Raw genomic sequence first — 16,238 nt, forward strand, 5'->3', positions numbered from 1 at the left:
TCCCCTTCACCTCACACGCCTCTTCCCCCTCCGCGCCTCGCCATCGGCCGCGGCGGCCGTGTGGCGTTGCGCGGCGGCCTGCGCCTCGGTTTCCGCGGCGGCGTGACGCTCTGCCGCGGCCTGGGCTTCCATTGCTGCGGCGCGCGCGAAGGCTTCCGCGCTGCGGGCCGCCTGTTGCGCGGCGTGGTGATCGTGGAGGAGCTGATCGACGCCCATGGTGAGCGAAGCGATCTGATCGTTCAGGTTCATGCGTGTCTTCTCTGCGTAAGACCCGCGATTTTAACCGCTGCGCCGGTGCCGGGCCGCGCGGGACGTGTAACAAAGTGCGCAAAGCGGCGTGACGCACGCCGCTTTGTGTTACTTCAGGTAGCCTGCGGAGCCGAACCAGTCGAGCGCGTCGCGCAGCCCTTCGCGGTACGGGCGCGCACGGTAGCCGAGCTCACGCTCGGCTTTCGCGGACGTGAAATACATCTTGTTCTTCGACATCCGCAGCCCGTCGACGGTAACGAACGGCTCCTTCTTCGTGAACTTCGCGACCGCTTCGGCGCCGACCGCGAGCGGGTAGAGCGGCCAGCGCGGCAGCGCGATCGTCGGCGCCTTGCGGCCCGTCATCTGCGCGATGTCGGCAAGCATCTGCTGCAGCGGCAGGTTCTCGCCGCCGAGGATGTAGCGCTCGCCGATCCGGCCGCGCTCGAGCGCGAGGAAGTGGCCGTGCGCGACGTCGTCGACGTGCACGAGGTTCAGCCCCGTGTCGACGAACGCGGGAATCTTGCCGAGTGCGGCCTCGACGATGATGCGGCCGGTCGGCGTCGGCTTCACGTCGCGCGGGCCGATCGGCGTCGACGGATTGACGATCACGGCCGGCAGCCCTTCGTCGGCGATCATCCGCTCGACCGCACGTTCCGCGAGCACCTTGCTGCGCTTGTAGACACCGATGGCCTGCTCGGCCGTGAGCGGCCGGTTTTCGTCGGACGGATCGCCGGCGCTCGTCACCTTCAGCGTCGCGACGCTGCTCGTGTAGACGATCCGCTCGACACCTTCCGCGCGCGCCGCGCGCATCGTCGCGACCGCCCCCTCGAGGTTCGCACGCTCGATTTCGTCGGGATCGGGCGCCCACAGCCGGTAGTCGGCCGCCACGTGCAGCAGGTAGCGCACGCCGCGCAGCGCGGCGCGCATCGACGCCTCGTCGCGCATGTCGCCGGTGACGATCTCGGCGTCGAGATCCGCCACGTTCGTGCGCGGGCTGGTCGGGCGCACGAGCACGCGCACCGCATAGCCTTTTTGCTGCGCAATGCGTGCGACGGCCGAGCCGACGAAACCGGACGCACCGGTGACGAGAACGAGATCGCGGGAGGGTTCAGTCATGCGTTTCCTTCAGGGCCGCGCGCGAGCGGCGCGGCGGTTTTGAGCATCGGCGAGATTGTACGTGGTCGGCGCGCGGCGACGCCAGGCCGTGACGGGTGTGAACCGGCTTCGGCCCGTGTGCGAAGCGGCCGACGCGACTACAATGCCGGGCTTGAATGCAACGGGAGGGCGACGCGATGAGCCGCAATGAACTGGACGAACGGATCGAGACCTACTACGTGCGGGTGCGCGGCGTCGTGCAGGGCGTCGGCTTCCGTCATGCGACGGTGCGCGAGGCGCATGCGCTGAAGCTGCGCGGCTGGGTCGCGAATCTCGAGGACGGCAGCGTCGAGGCGATGATCCAGGGCCCCGGCGCGCAGATCGACCGGATGCTCGCGTGGCTGCGCCACGGGCCGCCGGCCGCGCGCGTGACCGAGGTGACGTTCGAGGAACGCCGGACCGAAAGGCGCTTCGAGCGCTTCCAGCAGCAGTAAGCGGCACAGAACGATCATGACGGGGTATCCGGAGGCCGGGCGCGGCCTCATGCTGTCGGTGACGGCGTCGACGCTGTTCGCGCTGATGTCCGTCTACGCGAAATTGCTCGCGCCGCTCACGGGGCTCGACATCTTCGCGTGGCGTGTATTGTGGACCGCACCGGGCGCGCTCGCGCTGATCGCGCTGCGCGGCCGCTGGCCGGCGCTCGTCGACCTCGTTCGGCGCAGCGTGCGCAACGGGCGTTTGCTGATTGCGCTGCCCGCGAGCGCCGCGCTGCTCGGCGTGCAGTTGTGGCTGTTCCTGTGGGCGCCGCTGCACGGCCGCATGCTCGAAGTGTCGCTCGGCTATTTCCTGCTGCCGCTGACGATGGTGCTCGTCGGCCGCTTCTACTATCACGAACGGCTCGACCCGCTGCAATGGGCGGCGGTTGCGTGCGCCGCGCTCGGCGTCGCGCACGAAGTGTGGGCGACGCGCGCGTTCGCATGGCCGACGCTCGTCGTCGCGCTCGGCTATCCGCCGTATTTCGTGCTGCGCCGGCGGATCAACGCCGATTCGCTCGCCGCGTTCGCGCTCGAGATCGCGCTGCTGTGCCCGATCGCGTTCGCGATGGTCGCGACGAGCCCGACGCAGGTGGCCGGCCATCCGGTGTTGTGGACCGTGCTGCTGCCGGGGCTCGGCGTGCTCAGCACGCTCGCGCTCGCGAGCTACCTGAAGGCGAGCCGGATGCTGCCGATGGCGCTGTTCGGGATTCTCGGCTACGTCGAGCCCGTGCTGCTCGTCGCGGTGTCGCTGCTGCTGCTCGGCGAGACGCTGAGCATCGCGAAGCTCGCGACGTACGGGCCGATCTGGATCGCCGTTGCGCTGACCGCGTGGCACAGCGCCATGCTGATGCGGCGTCTGCCCGCGCACCGATAAGCGTCGGTCGCGATGCGGCGGCTGCGTGCAGCGTGCCGCGTCGAGTATCGAAAAACCGCTACACGGCAGCGGTCAAATACATCGATGCTGACCGCAAACTGGCGTCGCGCTGACGTGAATCTGGCGACGCTGCCTGCTTCGCACCACAAGGCTCGCGCGTGTAATCGAACAGAAGATTCGGTTGCACTTTGTTACTTAGGGTCTCCCCTGATCGGCCATAGACTGGCCTCACCGACTTCCCTTCGTATGCAGCCTTTCAATGAACGGTCATCCCCGTGCCTGGCCGGCCGGGTCGGCGCGATGCGGGCATACGCGTATCGCGGCTGATCCCGCTCGCCTTCTCCTTCCCGGTTCATTCCCCGGTGCGTACTGCACCGCCGTCGTGCAGGTGCGCGCATGGCGTTGAGCGAGCCGCCCGCCACGGTCCGGCCGTCGCGCAGCGGCCGCCTGATCGAAGTCGACTTCTTCCGCGGAATCGTGCTGTTGATGATCGTCGTCGATCACATCGGCGCGAGCGTGCTGTCGCGCGTCACGCTGCACGCGTTCGCGCTGTGCGATGCGGCCGAGGTGTTCGTCTTTCTCGGCGGCTTCGCGACCGCGAGCGCCTATGGCGCGATCGCCGAACGGCACGGCGCGCGCGCCGCGCAACGGCGGTTCGTACGCCGCGCGATGCAGATCTACCGCGCGTTTCTCGCGACCTCGACGCTGATGCTCGTCGTGTCGGCCGTGCTCGACCACTACGGGATCGACGCGCCGAACCTCGCGCTCGACGACGTCAGCGTGATGCTCGCATCGCCGCTCACGGGCGCAGCCGAACTGCTGACGTTCCAGCGCCAGCCCTATCTCGCGTCGGTGCTGCCGATGTACGTGCTGTTCGCGCTCGCGTCGCCGGTGCTCGTGCCGTTCGCGCGCCGGCATCCGTGGTGGCTCGTCGCGCTCGGCATCGCGTCGTGGCTCGCGGCGGGCTGGCTCGGCCCCGAGCTGCTGGATACCGACGGATTTCGCTGGAGTTTCAATCCGTTCGCGTGGCAACTGATGTTCGTCGCCGGCGTGCTCGCACGCGGCCAGCCGTTCTACCGGCGCATCGCGCTCGGACGGTGGGGGGCAGCGGCAACCGGGCTCGCGTGCGCGGTCGTGCTCGGTTGCGCGAGCTACAAGCTGTTCTCGGGGCTGCCGCTGCCGGAAGGCGTATTCAAGCGCGATCTCGCGCTGCCGCGCGTCGTGAGCTTCGCGGCCATCGCGTGGCTGATGGCCGATTGCGTGCGCTTCGGCTGGATCGCGCGGATCGCGCAGGGCGTGCGGCCCGTGGTGGCCGTGGGCCAGCGCGGGCTGATCTGCTTCGTCGCGGGCGCGGCGATCTCGCTCGTCATCGATTCGCTGCTGCATCCGGTCGTGCGCAGCGCAGATCTGCGGCAGGTCGGCGTGGGCCTCGTGGCCGACGCGTGCGCGCTCGGGCTGATGATGGCCGTGGCCGGTTCGGGAACGTGGATCGCGCGGTGGCGCAGCGCGGCCGCGTGAGCGGCGCGGGAGGTGACGCGGGAAGTGACGCGTGCGGCACGGCGCGTGCCGCGCGGCGTCAGTGAGGTGAGCCGATACGGGAGCGGGGAACGGCGGTGGCGTCGTCGGATTCGGCGTCGTCACGCTCGTCGGGCGCCGGATCGTCGCGTTCCGCGAGTACCGCGTCGGCTTCGGCTGCGGCCCGGGCGGCGCGCAGCGCAGTGCATCGCTGCGCGTGCCGGATGTCCGAGAGGATTCTCAGAAGCCTCGTGGTCTTGCTTTTCATGGTTTTCTCCCGCCAGTGCGCATCTCGGCGGATGCACTGCTTGCAACCAGTGTAGGACGCAATCGCGCAACCGGCAGGAGAATGTGGCGTGCACGCAGCACGCCGAGGGATAGCCCTTACTGGGCCGCGGCGACGCCCTGCGCCTGCAGCGCTTCCTCGCGACGCTCTTCCGCACAACGTTGGTGCTGGCGCGACAGGCGGTTCATCAGCGGCAGCAGCAGCAGCGCCAGCAGCATGCCGATCGCGGCGAGCCAGCCCAGCTTCTCGAACAGCGACAGGTAGAGCGGCAGCGATTCGGTGGCCGGCAGTTCGTGCGACGGCATCTGCGCGAAGTTCGCGACGACGCTGCCCAGATACTGCGACACGCCCGTCGCGACGAAGTACGCACCCATCATGAAGCCGCTCATGCGCGCCGGCACGTAGCGGGCGATCATCGCGAGGCCGAGGCCGCTCACCAGCAGTTCGCCGAGCGAGTAGAGGCCGTAGCCCCATACCATGAACCACGACGACACGCGGCCGTCGACCGCGTAGCGGCCGCTGATCGTGAACACCAGGTAGCCCGCAGCCACTGCGCCGAAGCCGAGCGCGTACTTCGCGGCGACCGGCAGGTCGCGGCCGCCCTTCGCGACGGCGTTGTAGACCCACACGAGCACCGGGCTCAGCAGCATGATCCAGATCGGGTTCAGCGCCTGGAACTGTGCGGCGCTCCACGTGAACAGCGTCGTGCCGAACAGCATGAAGCGCGGATCGACGTTGCGCAGCGCGAACAGCGTCAGCGACGTCGACATCTGCACGTAGAAGATGAAGAACAGGATCACCTGGCCGATCAGCACGAGTGCCGCGATCAGCCCCGCGCGCTCCGAGCGCTCCGACTTCGCGATCATGTATGCGAAGATCGCGAGGATCGCGAACGCTGCCGTCCACACGCTGGCGACCGCGAGCTGCTTGTGCTGCAGCACGTACAGCGTGATCAGCGCGAGGCCGACGCCGCCCAGCGCGACTGCGCCGAGACGCTTCCAGCGGATCGGCTGGTCGTCGGGCAGCGAGCCGACGTGCGCGAGCGTGCGATGCATCAGCATGAAGTTGAGGATCGCGAGCAGCATGCCGCCGCAGCAGACCGCGAACGCGGTGTGCCAGCCCCAGTGATCCTTGATCCACGGCGTCGCGAGCATCGACACCGTCGAGCCGATGTTGACCGCCATGTAGTAGATCGTGAATGCGCTGTCGATGCGCGCGTCGTCGCCTTCGTAGATGCGGCGCACGAGGTTCGCCGCGTTGGCCTTGAACAGGCCGTTGCCGACGACGATCACGCCGAGCGACGCGTACATGTACGTCAGTTGATCGTTCGGTACCGACAGCATCAGGTAGCCGGCGCACAGCACGGACGCGCCGATGATCATCGTGCGGCGGGCGCCGAGCACCTTGTCGCCGATCCAGCCGCCGATCGACGGCGCCGCATAGACGAGCGCGGTGAACGCACCCCAGGTCAGGTTCGCGTGGCTGTCGGTGAACCCGAGCCGGTCGACCATGAAGAGGACCAGGAGCGCGGCCATGCCGTAGTAGCCGAAGCGCTCCCACATTTCGATGAGGAAGACCGTCGTGAACGATCGGGTTTGTGAAACAGGTGGTTGCATCATCAATCTCGTTTGAAACGGACGGCACGGATCGCGCGTCGTCTTGGGGTCGAACTGGCGCCGGTGCACAATGGGGCCGGGTAGGCTTTGCGCTGGCGATGGAACAGTCGGGCGGTTAGCCCGGGCCGGAGCCGGGTACCGCCTGGTGTGGCGGCGAGGGGCCCCGACCGGCGCGCGCGTGGTAACGGTTGCCGGTCCGGTGCGTCAGGTATCTGCCACCTAGGGAAACTCCCGATATGGCAGTGGCTTTCAGGAACATTCGTCTCATCATCTATTTGTAAACTTTCGTGCCGGCTCTCAGAAGATTCCCGGAGAGCCGCTTGCAGCTTGCCTGTGAAGCCGGCGAGTCTGGCAAGATAGCGCGTCGTTTCGCTCGCTTCGTGTCCCGTTTAGTGCACCGGGCTCAACACCGAAGACGTGTACGAACCCGAAGACTAAGCTATATCGTTCTAACTTAGTTATTTTCCATCAAACATTTTTTGACGATCACTTTTCGGCCTGCTATGGTTCCCCCCACTGAAAACTCGCGGTCTGCAGATGCCGCCGCGCTGGGCAGCAAGATTCGCGCGTTGCGCCAACGACTCAAGCGCACGCTCGACGACACCGCTACCGCCGCGGGGATTTCGAAGCCGTTTCTGTCTCAAGTCGAACGCGGGCTCGCGTCGCCGTCGCTGACATCGTTGGCCGGTATCGCGCACGCGCTCGGCGTGACGGTGCAGTACTTCGTGGATACGCCGAGCGAGGAACGCTCGGTTTGCCGAGGCGAGCAGCTGCGCTTCTTCGGGTTTGCCGATTCGGCGAACCTGTTCGCGAGGCTGACGAACGTGTCCGAAGGACGCCAGCTGGAGGCGATCCTCGTGAGGATGCCGCCGGGGCAGAAGCGGTCGGAGGTAACGACACATGCAGGAGAGGAGTTCCTGTATGTGATTGAAGGGGAAGTGTCGCTGACGCTGGAAGGCAAGACGTTCGTCCTGCAGGCCGGCGACAGCTCGCACTATCAGTCGACGGTCCCGCACAGCTGGGTCAACACCGCGAAGATCGAGTCGGTGGTGGTCTGGGTCGGTACACCGAGGCTGTTCTAACGCACAGGTATTCCTTCGTTTCGAAGACGGAATACCTGTCGAAAGAAACGTAAGGAATACTAAAATGCAATACGAGAATCACGGGCCTCCTCAATCGCTGCCCCCGTCAGCGTCCCAAGCGTAATCCGCGGCATCCGCCGCGCGACGCTCACCGAACAACCCTTCTCAAGACTGCCACGATGAAATCCTTGCATGCCATGTCGGCCGTGCTGGCCGCGCTCGCCCTGACGCCTGTCGCCCACGCCGTTACCGTTCCGTCGAACGTCGCGCTCGCTCCTCAACAGGACCTGACGCGCCAGGTGCCCGCCGAAGTCGAGTCGCTCGACCCGGCGCACATCGAGTCGTGGACGGGCAACACGATCGGCCTCGACCTGTTCGAAGGGCTGGCCCGCATCGACGCGGCCGGCCAGGTCGTGCCGGGTGTCGCGCTGTCGTGGGAACACAAGACGCCGACGACGTGGATCTTCAAGCTTCGCCGTGACGCGAAGTGGAGCAACGGCCAGCCGGTGACGGCCGCCGATTTCGTTTATTCGTGGCAGCGCCTCGTCGATCCGAAGACGGGCTCGAAATACACGATCCTCGTCGAGTTCGTGAAGAACTCGAAGGACATCATCGCGGGCAAGGCCGCGCCGTCGACGCTCGGCGTGCGCGCCGTCGATCCGTACACGCTCGAGGTGACGACCGACGCGCCCGTCGCGTTCTTCCCCGAGCTGACCGCGATGGCGCCGCTCGTGCCGGTGAACAAGGACGTCGTCGCGAAGTTCGGCGACGCGTGGACGCGCCCGGGCAACCTCGTCAGCAACGGCGCATACCAGCTCGTCGACTGGCAGCCGAACAACCGCATCGTCGTGACGAAGGACGCGAAGTACTGGAACGCGTCGAAGGTCGTGATCAACAAGGTCACGTTCCTGCCGATCGAAAGCGACGAAACCGCGATGCGCATGTACCAGGCCGGCCAGATCGACTACAGCTACTCGATTCCGTCGGGCATCTTCCAGCAGGTCAGCAAGCAGTTCGGCAGCGAGCTGCGCCCGGGCCTGCAGCTCGCGACCTACTACTACTACCTGAACAACAGCGACGCGGCGCTGAAGGACAAGCGCGTGCGCCAGGCGCTGTCGATGGTGATCGATCGCGACGTGCTGACGTCGAAGCTCACGCAGGCCGGCGAGAAGCCGATGTACGGCCTGATGCCGAACGGCACGAAGGGCGTGCAGCCGTTCACGCCGGAATGGGCGTCGTGGCCGATGGCCAAGCGCGTCGAGACCGCGAAGAACCTGCTGAAGCAGGCCGGCTTCTCGGACGCGAAGCCGCTGTCGTTCACGCTGACGTACAACACCAACGACCTGCACAAGAAGGTCGCGCTGTTTACCGCGTCGGAATGGCGCACGAAGCTCGGCATCAACACGAAGCTCGAGAACGTCGAATTCAAGGTGCTGATGAAGGAGCGGCATGACGGCAAGGTGCAGATCGCGCGCGACGGCTGGTTCGCCGACTACAACGACGCGATGACCTTCTTCGACCTGATCCGCTGCGGCAGCTCGCAGAACACCGTCGGCTACTGCAACAAGCAGGTCGACACGTTCGTCGACGACGGCAACCAGAAGCTCGACGACAAGGCGCGCACCGCGCTGCTGACGCAGGCGCACGACGCGGCGATGAACGACACGCCGATGGTGCCGCTGTTCCAGTACTCGGCCGACCGTCTCGTGAAGTCCTATGTCGGCGGCTACTCGCTGAAGAACGTGATCGACATGCGTGCTTCGCAGGACATGTACCTGATCAAGCACTGAGCGGAGCGATCATGCTGGCCTACGCATTGAGGCGCACGTTGTGGGCGGTGCCGACGATCCTCGCGGTCGTCACCGTCTGCTACCTGCTCCTGCATTTCACGCCCGGCGGCCCGTTCGATACGGAGAAGCAGCTGTCCGCGGCGACGCTCGCGAACCTGAATGCGAAGTACCACCTCGACGAGCCGCTGTGGAAGCAGTACCTGCTGTACCTGAACGCGCTGGTGCACGGCGATCTCGGCCCGTCGTTCCGCTACGTCGACTGGTCCGTGAACGATCTCGTGAAGAAGGCGCTGCCCGTGAGCCTCGGCGTGGGCGGTGTGTCGATCCCGATCTCGATCGGATTCGGCGTGCTGCTCGGCACCATCGCGGCCGTGCGCCGCGACAGCTTCATCGATCGCTTCGTGATGCTGATCGGCAACTTCGGCAACGTCATCCCGCCGTTCGTGCTCGGCCCCGTGCTCGTGTGGATCTTCGCGATCCTGCTGAAGACGTCGTCCGGCAACGGCTGGCTGCCGGCGGGCGGCTGGGGCGACGGCGGCTGGCAATACCGGCTGCTGCCGATCGTGCTGCTGACCTTCATCAACATGTCGCTGCTCGCACGCGTGATGCGCGGCTCGATGATCGAGACGCTGTCGAGCAACTACATCCGCACGGCGCGCGCGAAGGGCCTGCCGGGCTCGACGATCGTGCTGCGCCACGCGCTGAAGCCCGCGCTGATGCCGGTCGTGTCGCTGTTCGGCACGGTCTGCATCTCGTCGATCACGGCGGCCGTCGTCACCGAATCGGTGTTCGCGCTGCCGGGGATCGGGCAGCTCGTCGTGAACGGCGCCATCAACCGCGACTACACGCTGGTGCTCGGCCTCGTCGTGCTGACGACCGTTTTCGCGGTGCTGTTCAACCTGCTGGTCGACCTCGCGTACGCGTGGCTCGATCCGCGCATCCGTTATTGAGCGAGGCACTGCGATGACTCCGACCACTCCCGTCGTCGGCCTGCCCGTGCAGACCGACTCGCCGCCGCGTTCGCGCTCGCCGCTCGCGCTGGCGATGGCGCGCTTCCTTCACAACCGTGCGGCCGTGTTCAGCCTCGTGCTGCTCGCGCTGATCACGCTCGCGTGCTTCGTCGGCCCGTGGCTGCTCGCGGCCGATCCCGCCGCGAGCGACTGGGGCGCGATCAGCCTGCCGCCGACCTGGGCGAACCAGCACTGGTTCGGCACCGACGAGCTCGGCCGCGACCTGCTGGTGCGTACGCTGATCGGCGGCCGCGTGTCGATCGAGGTCGGCCTGCTCGGCACGCTCGTGTCGGGCCTGTTCGGCGTCGCCTGGGGCGCGACCGCGGGCTTCGCGGGCGGCCGCGTCGACTCCGTGATGATGCGCATCGTCGACATGATGTACGCGATTCCGTACCTGCTGATCGCGATCCTGATGATGACCCTGTTCGGCCGCTCGTTCATGCTGGTCGTGCTGACCATCAGCGCGTTCTCGTGGATCGACATGGCGCGTGTCGTACGCGGCCAGACGCTGTCGCTGCGCAACCGCGAGTTCGTCGATGCGGCGCGGGCGATCGGCGTGTCGCCGGCGTCGATCGTGCTGCGCCACGTGGTGCCGAACCTGCTCGGCGTGGTCGTCGTGTACGCGACCGTCTCGGTGCCGGGCATCGTGCTGACCGAATCGGTGCTGTCGTTCCTCGGCCTCGGCGTGCAGGAACCGATGACGAGCTGGGGCGTGCTGATCCAGGACGGCGCGCAGAAACTGGAATCGATGCCGTGGCTGCTGCTGGCCCCGGCCGTCATGCTGTGCGTGACGCTTTACTGCGTGAACTTCGTCGGCGATGGCCTGCGTGACGCGCTCGACCCGAAGGATCGCTAACGATGGCCTCACTACTTGAAGTAGACAACCTCGGCGTGCGCTTCACGCGCAAGGATGCGCCGCCCGTCGACGCCGTGAGCGGCGTGTCGTTCTCGCTCGAAGCCGGCAAGACGCTGGGCATCGTCGGCGAATCGGGTTCGGGCAAGAGCCAGACCGTGATGGCGCTGCTCGGCCTGCTGGCCGGCAACGGCACGACGACCGGCGCCGCGCGCTATCGCGGCGACAACCTGCTCGAGATGGATGCGCGCGCGCTGAACAAGGTGCGCGGCGACCGGATCGCGATGATCTTCCAGGATCCAATGACGTCGCTCAATCCGTTCCTGACGATCGAGCGGCAGATGACCGAGACGCTGCAGCTGCATCGCAAGCTGTCGCGCAAGGAAGCCACCAAGCGCGCGATCGAGGCGCTCGAATCGGTGCGTATCCCGGACGCGGCGCGCCGCATCCGCATGTATCCGCACGAGTTCTCGGGCGGCATGCGCCAGCGCGTGATGATCGCGATGGCGCTGCTGTCCGAGCCGGAAATCCTGATCGCCGACGAGCCGACCACCGCGCTCGACGTGACCGTCCAGGCGCAGATCATCGACTTGCTGCGCGAGCTGAACCGCGAGCGCGGCACGGCGATCGTGCTGATCACGCACGACATGGGCGTGGTCGCGGGCCTCGCGGACGACGTGATGGTCATGTATGCGGGCCGCACCGTCGAATACGCGCCGGCGGAATCGATCTTCGCGGCGCCGTCGCATCCGTACACGATCGGCCTGCTCAACGCGCTGCCGCGCCTGACCGACGCGGACGATGCGCCGCTCGTCGCGATTCCCGGCAATCCGCCGATGCCCGGCACCGCGCCGGCCGGCTGCGCGTTCGCGCAGCGCTGCACGTATGCGGAAGAACGCTGCGGCGCGGCGCGCCCCGCGCTCGAAACCTATGGCGCCGTGGGCGCGGTGCGCGCGTGCCACCGGCCCGTGGCCGATCTGACGGGAGGTCTGCGATGAGCGTCGATGAACGCCGCCATGCCGGCGCGACGGACGACACGCTGCTGTCCGTCGAGGGTCTGAAAGTGCATTTCCGCGTGCCGCTCGGCGGCTATCCGTGGTCGCCGAAGGGGACGCTGCGCGCCGTCGACGGCGTGTCGTTCGACGTGAAGCGCGGCGAGACCGTCGGGCTCGTCGGCGAATCCGGCTGCGGGAAGTCGACGCTCGCGCGTGCGCTGATCGGCCTCGTGCCGATGACGGCCGGCACGGTGAAATGGCGCGGCGAAACGGTGGCGCCCGATCACCTGCGCGGCACCACGATGCGGCGCGAAGTGCAGATGATCTTCCAGGATCCGCTCGCGTCGCTCGATCCGCGCATGACGATCGAACAGGTCGTCGCGGAGCCGCTCGTCACGCACCAGGCCGGCCTCGGCCGCACCGAGGTGCGCCGCCGCGTGGTCACGATGCTCGAACGCGTCGGCCTGAACGCGCATCACCTGCTGCGTTATCCGCACGAATTTTCCGGCGGGCAGTGCCAGCGCGTCGGCATCGCACGCGCGCTGATCGGCGAGCCGAAGCTCGTGATCTGCGACGAACCCGTATCGGCGCTCGACGTGTCGATCCAGGCGCAGATCGTGAACCTGCTGCGCGACCTTCAACGCGACCTGTCGTTGTCCTATCTGTTCGTTGCACACGATCTGGCGGTGGTGAAGGCGATCAGCCAGCGTGTGCTCGTGATGTATCTCGGCCGCGTGATGGAGTTCGGCACGCGGCATGACGTGTACGGCGTGCCGCAGCACCCGTACACGAAGGCGCTGCTCGATGCGGCGCCGACGCCGGAGCCGGCGCGCGAGCGTGCTCGCCGTCCGATGCTGCTGGCGGGCGAGATGCCCTCGCCGCTCAACCCGCCGTCCGGCTGTGCGTTCCGCACGCGCTGCCCGGTCGCGATCGATGCGTGCGCGCAGGACGTGCCGCTGCCGGAAGTTCGGCAGGGGTCGGCAGCGCGTGTCGCGTGCATCCGCGCGGGCGTGGCGTGACTTGATGTGACGCAGCAAACATAACCAAGGCAGGTCAACAGGGGTAGGTGCGGCGCGAACGATCTTCGCGCCGCGGGTACAGGCGCGTCCTTAGCCGGGCTCGCCGGGGGGCCGGAAGCGGATCGCAACCGGCGTGGACGATATCAACACAAGACGAGAATGACGATGAAAAAACAGAAGACGATCGGGACGGCATCGAAAATGCTGCTTGCATGGGGGCTGCCGGCACTCGCCGGGGTCTCGCTGACGGGCGTCGCGCACGCCGACGACGCGGCCCCCGCACCGCTGACGGTCGCACAGGCCGCGCCGGGCGCGACCGTTGCACAGGCACCGACCCCGAACGCCATTATCAACGCCGAAGCGAACCAGGCCGTCACGCCGCCCGACGAGCCGTCGGCCCAGTCGCAGTCGAAGGGCTTCATTGCCGACAGCCATCTCAACTTCCTGTTCCGCAACTATGCGGACGTGCTCGACAACAAGGGCGGGCCGCATCGCCACGCGTGGGTCCAGGGCGCGATGGCGAACTTCGAGTCGGGCTATACGACGGGCCTGATCGGTATCGGCTTCGACGCGTCGCTGTATGCGGCGCTGAAGCTCGACGGCGGCCAGGGCGCCGGCAGCATGGTGCACATCGCGAAGGGCGGCGGTGGCGGCAACCAGCTCGCATGGGCCTATCCCGGCATCTACGACGTGAAGGCGCGCATTTCGAACACGGTGGTCAAGTACGGTCTGCAGGCCGTCGACAACCCGTTCATGGAGCAGCACGACAACCGTGCGCTGCCGCCGACGTTCCTCGGTGCGACACTCGTCAGCAATGAATTCAAGAACGTGATGCTCGAGGCCGGCAGCTTCACGAAGACCGACGCGCGCGGTCACACGACGCTCACCAACCTGACGACGCAATACGGCGGCACGCGCATCAATCGCCTGTCGTATGTCGGCGGCACGTGGGACTACTCGCCGAACGGCGAAATCGCGCTGTACGCGAACCAGGCCGACGACGTGTGGCACCAGTACTACGCGTCGGTGAAGCACAGCATCGGCAGCCCGCAGACGATCAAGTGGACGGGCTTCGGCAACGTCTACTCGACGCACGACACGGGCGATGCGCTGCAAGGCAAGATCAACAACAACGCATACAGCCTGTCGCTGGCCGCGCAGCACGGCCCGCACGAGCTGCTGCTCGGCTTCCAGCAGGTGCTCGGCGACCAGTTCTTCGACTACCTGAACGAAACGAACGGCATCTTCCTGGCCAACTCGATGGACGTCGACTACAACGCGCCGCACGAAAAGTCGCTGCAGCTGCGTTACACGTTCTACGGCAAGGAAGCGGGCCTGCCGGGCTTCAAGGCGATGGTGTGGGGCGTGACGGGCTGGGGTGCGGACGGCAGCGCGGGTGCGGCGAACGACCCGAGCAAGTCGAGCATCTACTGGAGCAACGGTGCGCCGGTGCAGGGCCGTCACCACGAGTTCGGCTTCATCCCGTCGTACACGTTCCAGAGCGGCAAGCTGAAGGACACGAAGGTCACGTTCATCGCGATGTGGCACGCCGGTTCGGCGCACTACTCGGACGCGACGAACACCGAGTACCGTCTGGTCGTGAACCTGCCGCTGCACGCGTTCTGATCGAAGGGGGGCGCATGCGCCCCCGCCTCGCACGGCCGGCCTGCGATCGAAACGATCAGGCCGGCTTGTGCAGCCCCGCGACCGGATCGTTCGCAGCGGGCATGTCTTCCACGAGCGACGTGAGCTGGCGGCCCGTATCGCGCCATGCGTCGAGGCCGCCGCGCAGCGCAAGCGCATCGGTGAAGCCTGCGTCGAGCAGGCGCTTCGCCATCAGGGCCGCCGTCACTTCGTTCGGGCACGAGCAGAACACGACGAACTTCTGCGTGAACGGATAGCGCGTGACGATGTCGCCGATCTGGCGTTCGTCGGCGAACTGTGCGCCGGGAATCGTGAACGGGTCGAGCTTGCGGTGCTCGGGCGAGCGCACGTCGAGGACCACCGGCGCGGACGTATTGCGCAGCATCGCGTCGAGCTCGTCGACGCCGATCCGCGCGCTCGCGAGCTGGCGGATCAGCGCACGGCGGCGCATCCAGCGGATCGCCGCGTACACCGCCAGCACCGCGACGGCCACCAGCAGCGCCACGCGGCCGAGCTGGCCGGCGCCGGCGAACAGCCAGTCGATCTGGCGATAGAACGTCACCCCGACCACCAGCCCGACGATCGTCCACAGCGCGGCGCCGAGCGCATCGTAGCCGACGAACGTGCGATAGCGCGTGCCGAACGCGCCGGCCATCGGCACCGACACGAGCGACAGCCCCGGAATGAAGCGCGCGACGGCAAGCACGCGTACGCCGTAGCGGCCGAAGAAGTGTTCGGTCTTTTTCACGCAGCTGTCACGCGACAGCGACAGCCGGCAGATCGTCTTCAGCGTCGTGCCGCCGTAGCGCCGGCCGGCGAGGTACCAGACGGTATCGCCGATCAGGGCGCCGAGCACCGACAGCGCGACTACCGTGACCAGTTGCGAGCCGATCATCGCCGGGTGCATCGCGGACATCGCACCGAACAGCACGAGCGTCGGCATCGCGGGCACCGGCAGCCCGATGGCCGCCGCGAGCACGTTGGCGAAGACGAGAAGCGGCCCGTATTGGGCGACGAGGTCACGGAGGAGCATGACGGCTGGCCGAAAAGGAAACGCGCGCGGAAAGCACGCAGATGCGCCGATTATCGGCCTTTTTCAAGTCGGCGGAGGGAATAACGCAAAGCGCCTGACGGCGGCAGGGGGATGTCGGTGAGCCGGCGCGCTGCGTGCGGCTCACCGTGCGAGATCAGGAGGAGGTGCGGGCGAGCGACGCTGCGCCGTGGTTTTCGCCGGGCAGCTCGGCGCCGTGCGAGCGGATCGCCGCGATCAGTTCCGCCGGCGTGATCTCGTAGCGGACTTCACGATGGATGCCAGGCTTGCGTTCGTCGATCTCGATCAGCAGCACGCTCTTGCCGTCGCCGGTTGCTTCGAGCCGGAGCGAGCGCAGTTCGCGGCCGTCGGCCGGGTCGTGTTCGGTGAGCAGGGTCATTGCCCCGGATGAGCCGGTAGTGCGCATCGAACCTATCCTCGTATCGTGGATGCCGTAATGGCGAAGATGTCTTTGTTGAATACAGCTTGACGCAGTTTAACGCGAACAGGCCGCAATTCGGAGCAATTTCGTTGGGCGGAATTGAGGGCTGAACCATTGATACTTCTGATGTTTGAGCCGCGCGGGGCGGGCGTTTCCGCCGGATCGGGCGCGGCCGCGGCCGGCGCCTGACCGCCGCTGGCGG

General features: G+C 67.0%; 17 protein-coding genes. 10 read left to right on the forward strand and 7 right to left on the reverse strand.

Annotated features, from left to right (window positions below; translation table 11 throughout):
* Positions 1 to 6 precede the first annotated feature (6 nt).
* Entirely contained in the window at positions 7 to 249 is a 243-nt protein-coding gene (locus G3N64_RS34155; protein ID WP_277399153.1) for a hypothetical protein, read from the reverse strand.
* A gap of 108 nt (positions 250 to 357) precedes the next feature.
* Positions 358 to 1,365, reverse strand: coding sequence for a hopanoid-associated sugar epimerase (gene hpnA / locus G3N64_RS34160; protein WP_205788094.1), 1,008 nt, complete (start codon positions 1,363 to 1,365; stop codon positions 358 to 360).
* 176 nt (positions 1,366 to 1,541) lie between these two features.
* On the opposite strand from hpnA, the gene G3N64_RS34165 reads away from it, so the two are divergent.
* From G3N64_RS34165 to G3N64_RS34175, 3 genes are all read left to right on the forward strand, one after another.
* On the forward strand, positions 1,542 to 1,838 hold the full coding sequence (locus tag G3N64_RS34165) for an acylphosphatase (protein WP_034187849.1): 297 nt from the start codon (positions 1,542 to 1,544) through the stop codon (positions 1,836 to 1,838).
* 16 nt (positions 1,839 to 1,854) lie between these two features.
* Positions 1,855 to 2,754 (forward strand): EamA family transporter RarD, encoded by a 900-nt coding sequence (gene rarD / locus G3N64_RS34170; RefSeq protein ID WP_205788095.1) that lies wholly within the window; start codon positions 1,855 to 1,857, stop codon positions 2,752 to 2,754.
* Positions 2,755 to 3,150: 396 nt separating this feature from the next.
* Positions 3,151 to 4,272, forward strand: a complete 1,122-nt coding sequence (locus tag G3N64_RS34175) for an OpgC domain-containing protein (protein ID WP_205788096.1) — start codon at positions 3,151 to 3,153, stop codon at positions 4,270 to 4,272.
* Positions 4,273 to 4,330: 58 nt separating this feature from the next.
* On the opposite strand, the gene G3N64_RS34180 is transcribed toward G3N64_RS34175, so the two are convergent.
* Positions 4,331 to 4,537: a hypothetical protein gene (locus G3N64_RS34180; protein WP_174984356.1), complete on the reverse strand. Its 207-nt coding sequence runs from the start codon at positions 4,535 to 4,537 to the stop codon at positions 4,331 to 4,333.
* A gap of 116 nt (positions 4,538 to 4,653) precedes the next feature.
* A complete protein-coding gene (locus G3N64_RS34185) occupies positions 4,654 to 6,174 on the reverse strand; it encodes an oligopeptide:H+ symporter (RefSeq protein ID WP_205788097.1) in 1,521 nt (506 codons plus the stop codon).
* A 500-nt stretch (positions 6,175 to 6,674) separates the two neighbouring features.
* Here G3N64_RS34185 and G3N64_RS34190 point away from each other — a divergent pair, with 500 nt between their 5' ends.
* The 7 genes from G3N64_RS34190 to G3N64_RS34220 all read left to right on the forward strand — a co-directional run bounded on the left by G3N64_RS34190 (position 6,675) and on the right by G3N64_RS34220 (position 14,546).
* Entirely contained in the window at positions 6,675 to 7,253 is a 579-nt protein-coding gene (locus tag G3N64_RS34190; RefSeq protein WP_039349569.1) for a cupin domain-containing protein, read from the forward strand.
* A gap of 179 nt (positions 7,254 to 7,432) precedes the next feature.
* Positions 7,433 to 9,043 (forward strand): peptide ABC transporter substrate-binding protein, encoded by a 1,611-nt coding sequence (locus tag G3N64_RS34195; protein WP_205788098.1) that lies wholly within the window; start codon positions 7,433 to 7,435, stop codon positions 9,041 to 9,043.
* Positions 9,044 to 9,054: 11 nt separating this feature from the next.
* Positions 9,055 to 9,993: an ABC transporter permease subunit gene (locus G3N64_RS34200; protein ID WP_205788099.1), complete on the forward strand. Its 939-nt coding sequence runs from the start codon at positions 9,055 to 9,057 to the stop codon at positions 9,991 to 9,993.
* A gap of 13 nt (positions 9,994 to 10,006) precedes the next feature.
* Positions 10,007 to 10,909, forward strand: a complete 903-nt coding sequence (locus G3N64_RS34205) for an ABC transporter permease subunit (protein ID WP_205788100.1) — start codon at positions 10,007 to 10,009, stop codon at positions 10,907 to 10,909.
* A 2-nt stretch (positions 10,910 to 10,911) separates the two neighbouring features.
* Positions 10,912 to 11,904 carry an ABC transporter ATP-binding protein gene (locus G3N64_RS34210; RefSeq protein WP_205788101.1) on the forward strand — a complete coding sequence of 331 codons (993 nt, stop codon included), beginning with the start codon at positions 10,912 to 10,914 and terminating at the stop codon, positions 11,902 to 11,904.
* On the forward strand, positions 11,901 to 12,920 hold the full coding sequence (locus G3N64_RS34215) for an oligopeptide/dipeptide ABC transporter ATP-binding protein (RefSeq protein WP_205788102.1): 1,020 nt from the start codon (positions 11,901 to 11,903) through the stop codon (positions 12,918 to 12,920). Before G3N64_RS34210 ends, G3N64_RS34215 begins: the two co-directional genes overlap by 4 nt.
* 165 nt (positions 12,921 to 13,085) lie before the next feature.
* The gene (locus G3N64_RS34220; protein WP_205788103.1) at positions 13,086 to 14,546 is read left to right on the forward strand and encodes an OprD family porin; all 1,461 of its coding nucleotides are present in this window, start codon (positions 13,086 to 13,088) and stop codon (positions 14,544 to 14,546) included.
* Positions 14,547 to 14,601: 55 nt separating this feature from the next.
* Here the strand turns inward: G3N64_RS34220 and G3N64_RS34225 are convergent, their stop codons facing one another.
* The 3 genes from G3N64_RS34225 to G3N64_RS34235 all read right to left on the reverse strand — a co-directional run.
* Positions 14,602 to 15,597 carry a DedA family protein/thiosulfate sulfurtransferase GlpE gene (locus G3N64_RS34225; RefSeq protein WP_205788104.1) on the reverse strand — a complete coding sequence of 332 codons (996 nt, stop codon included), beginning with the start codon at positions 15,595 to 15,597 and terminating at the stop codon, positions 14,602 to 14,604.
* Between the two features lie 154 nt (positions 15,598 to 15,751).
* Complete coding sequence (locus G3N64_RS34230; protein ID WP_011353737.1) at positions 15,752 to 16,021, reverse strand: hypothetical protein; 270 nt, start codon at positions 16,019 to 16,021, stop codon at positions 15,752 to 15,754.
* 5 nt (positions 16,022 to 16,026) lie between these two features.
* Positions 16,027 to 16,238 (reverse strand): hypothetical protein (locus tag G3N64_RS34235; protein ID WP_205788105.1); only part of this gene is annotated, 212 nt, incomplete at its 5' end.

It is taken from the genome of Burkholderia sp. Ac-20344 (assembly GCF_017104975.1).
Lineage (GTDB): Bacteria > Pseudomonadota > Gammaproteobacteria > Burkholderiales > Burkholderiaceae > Burkholderia.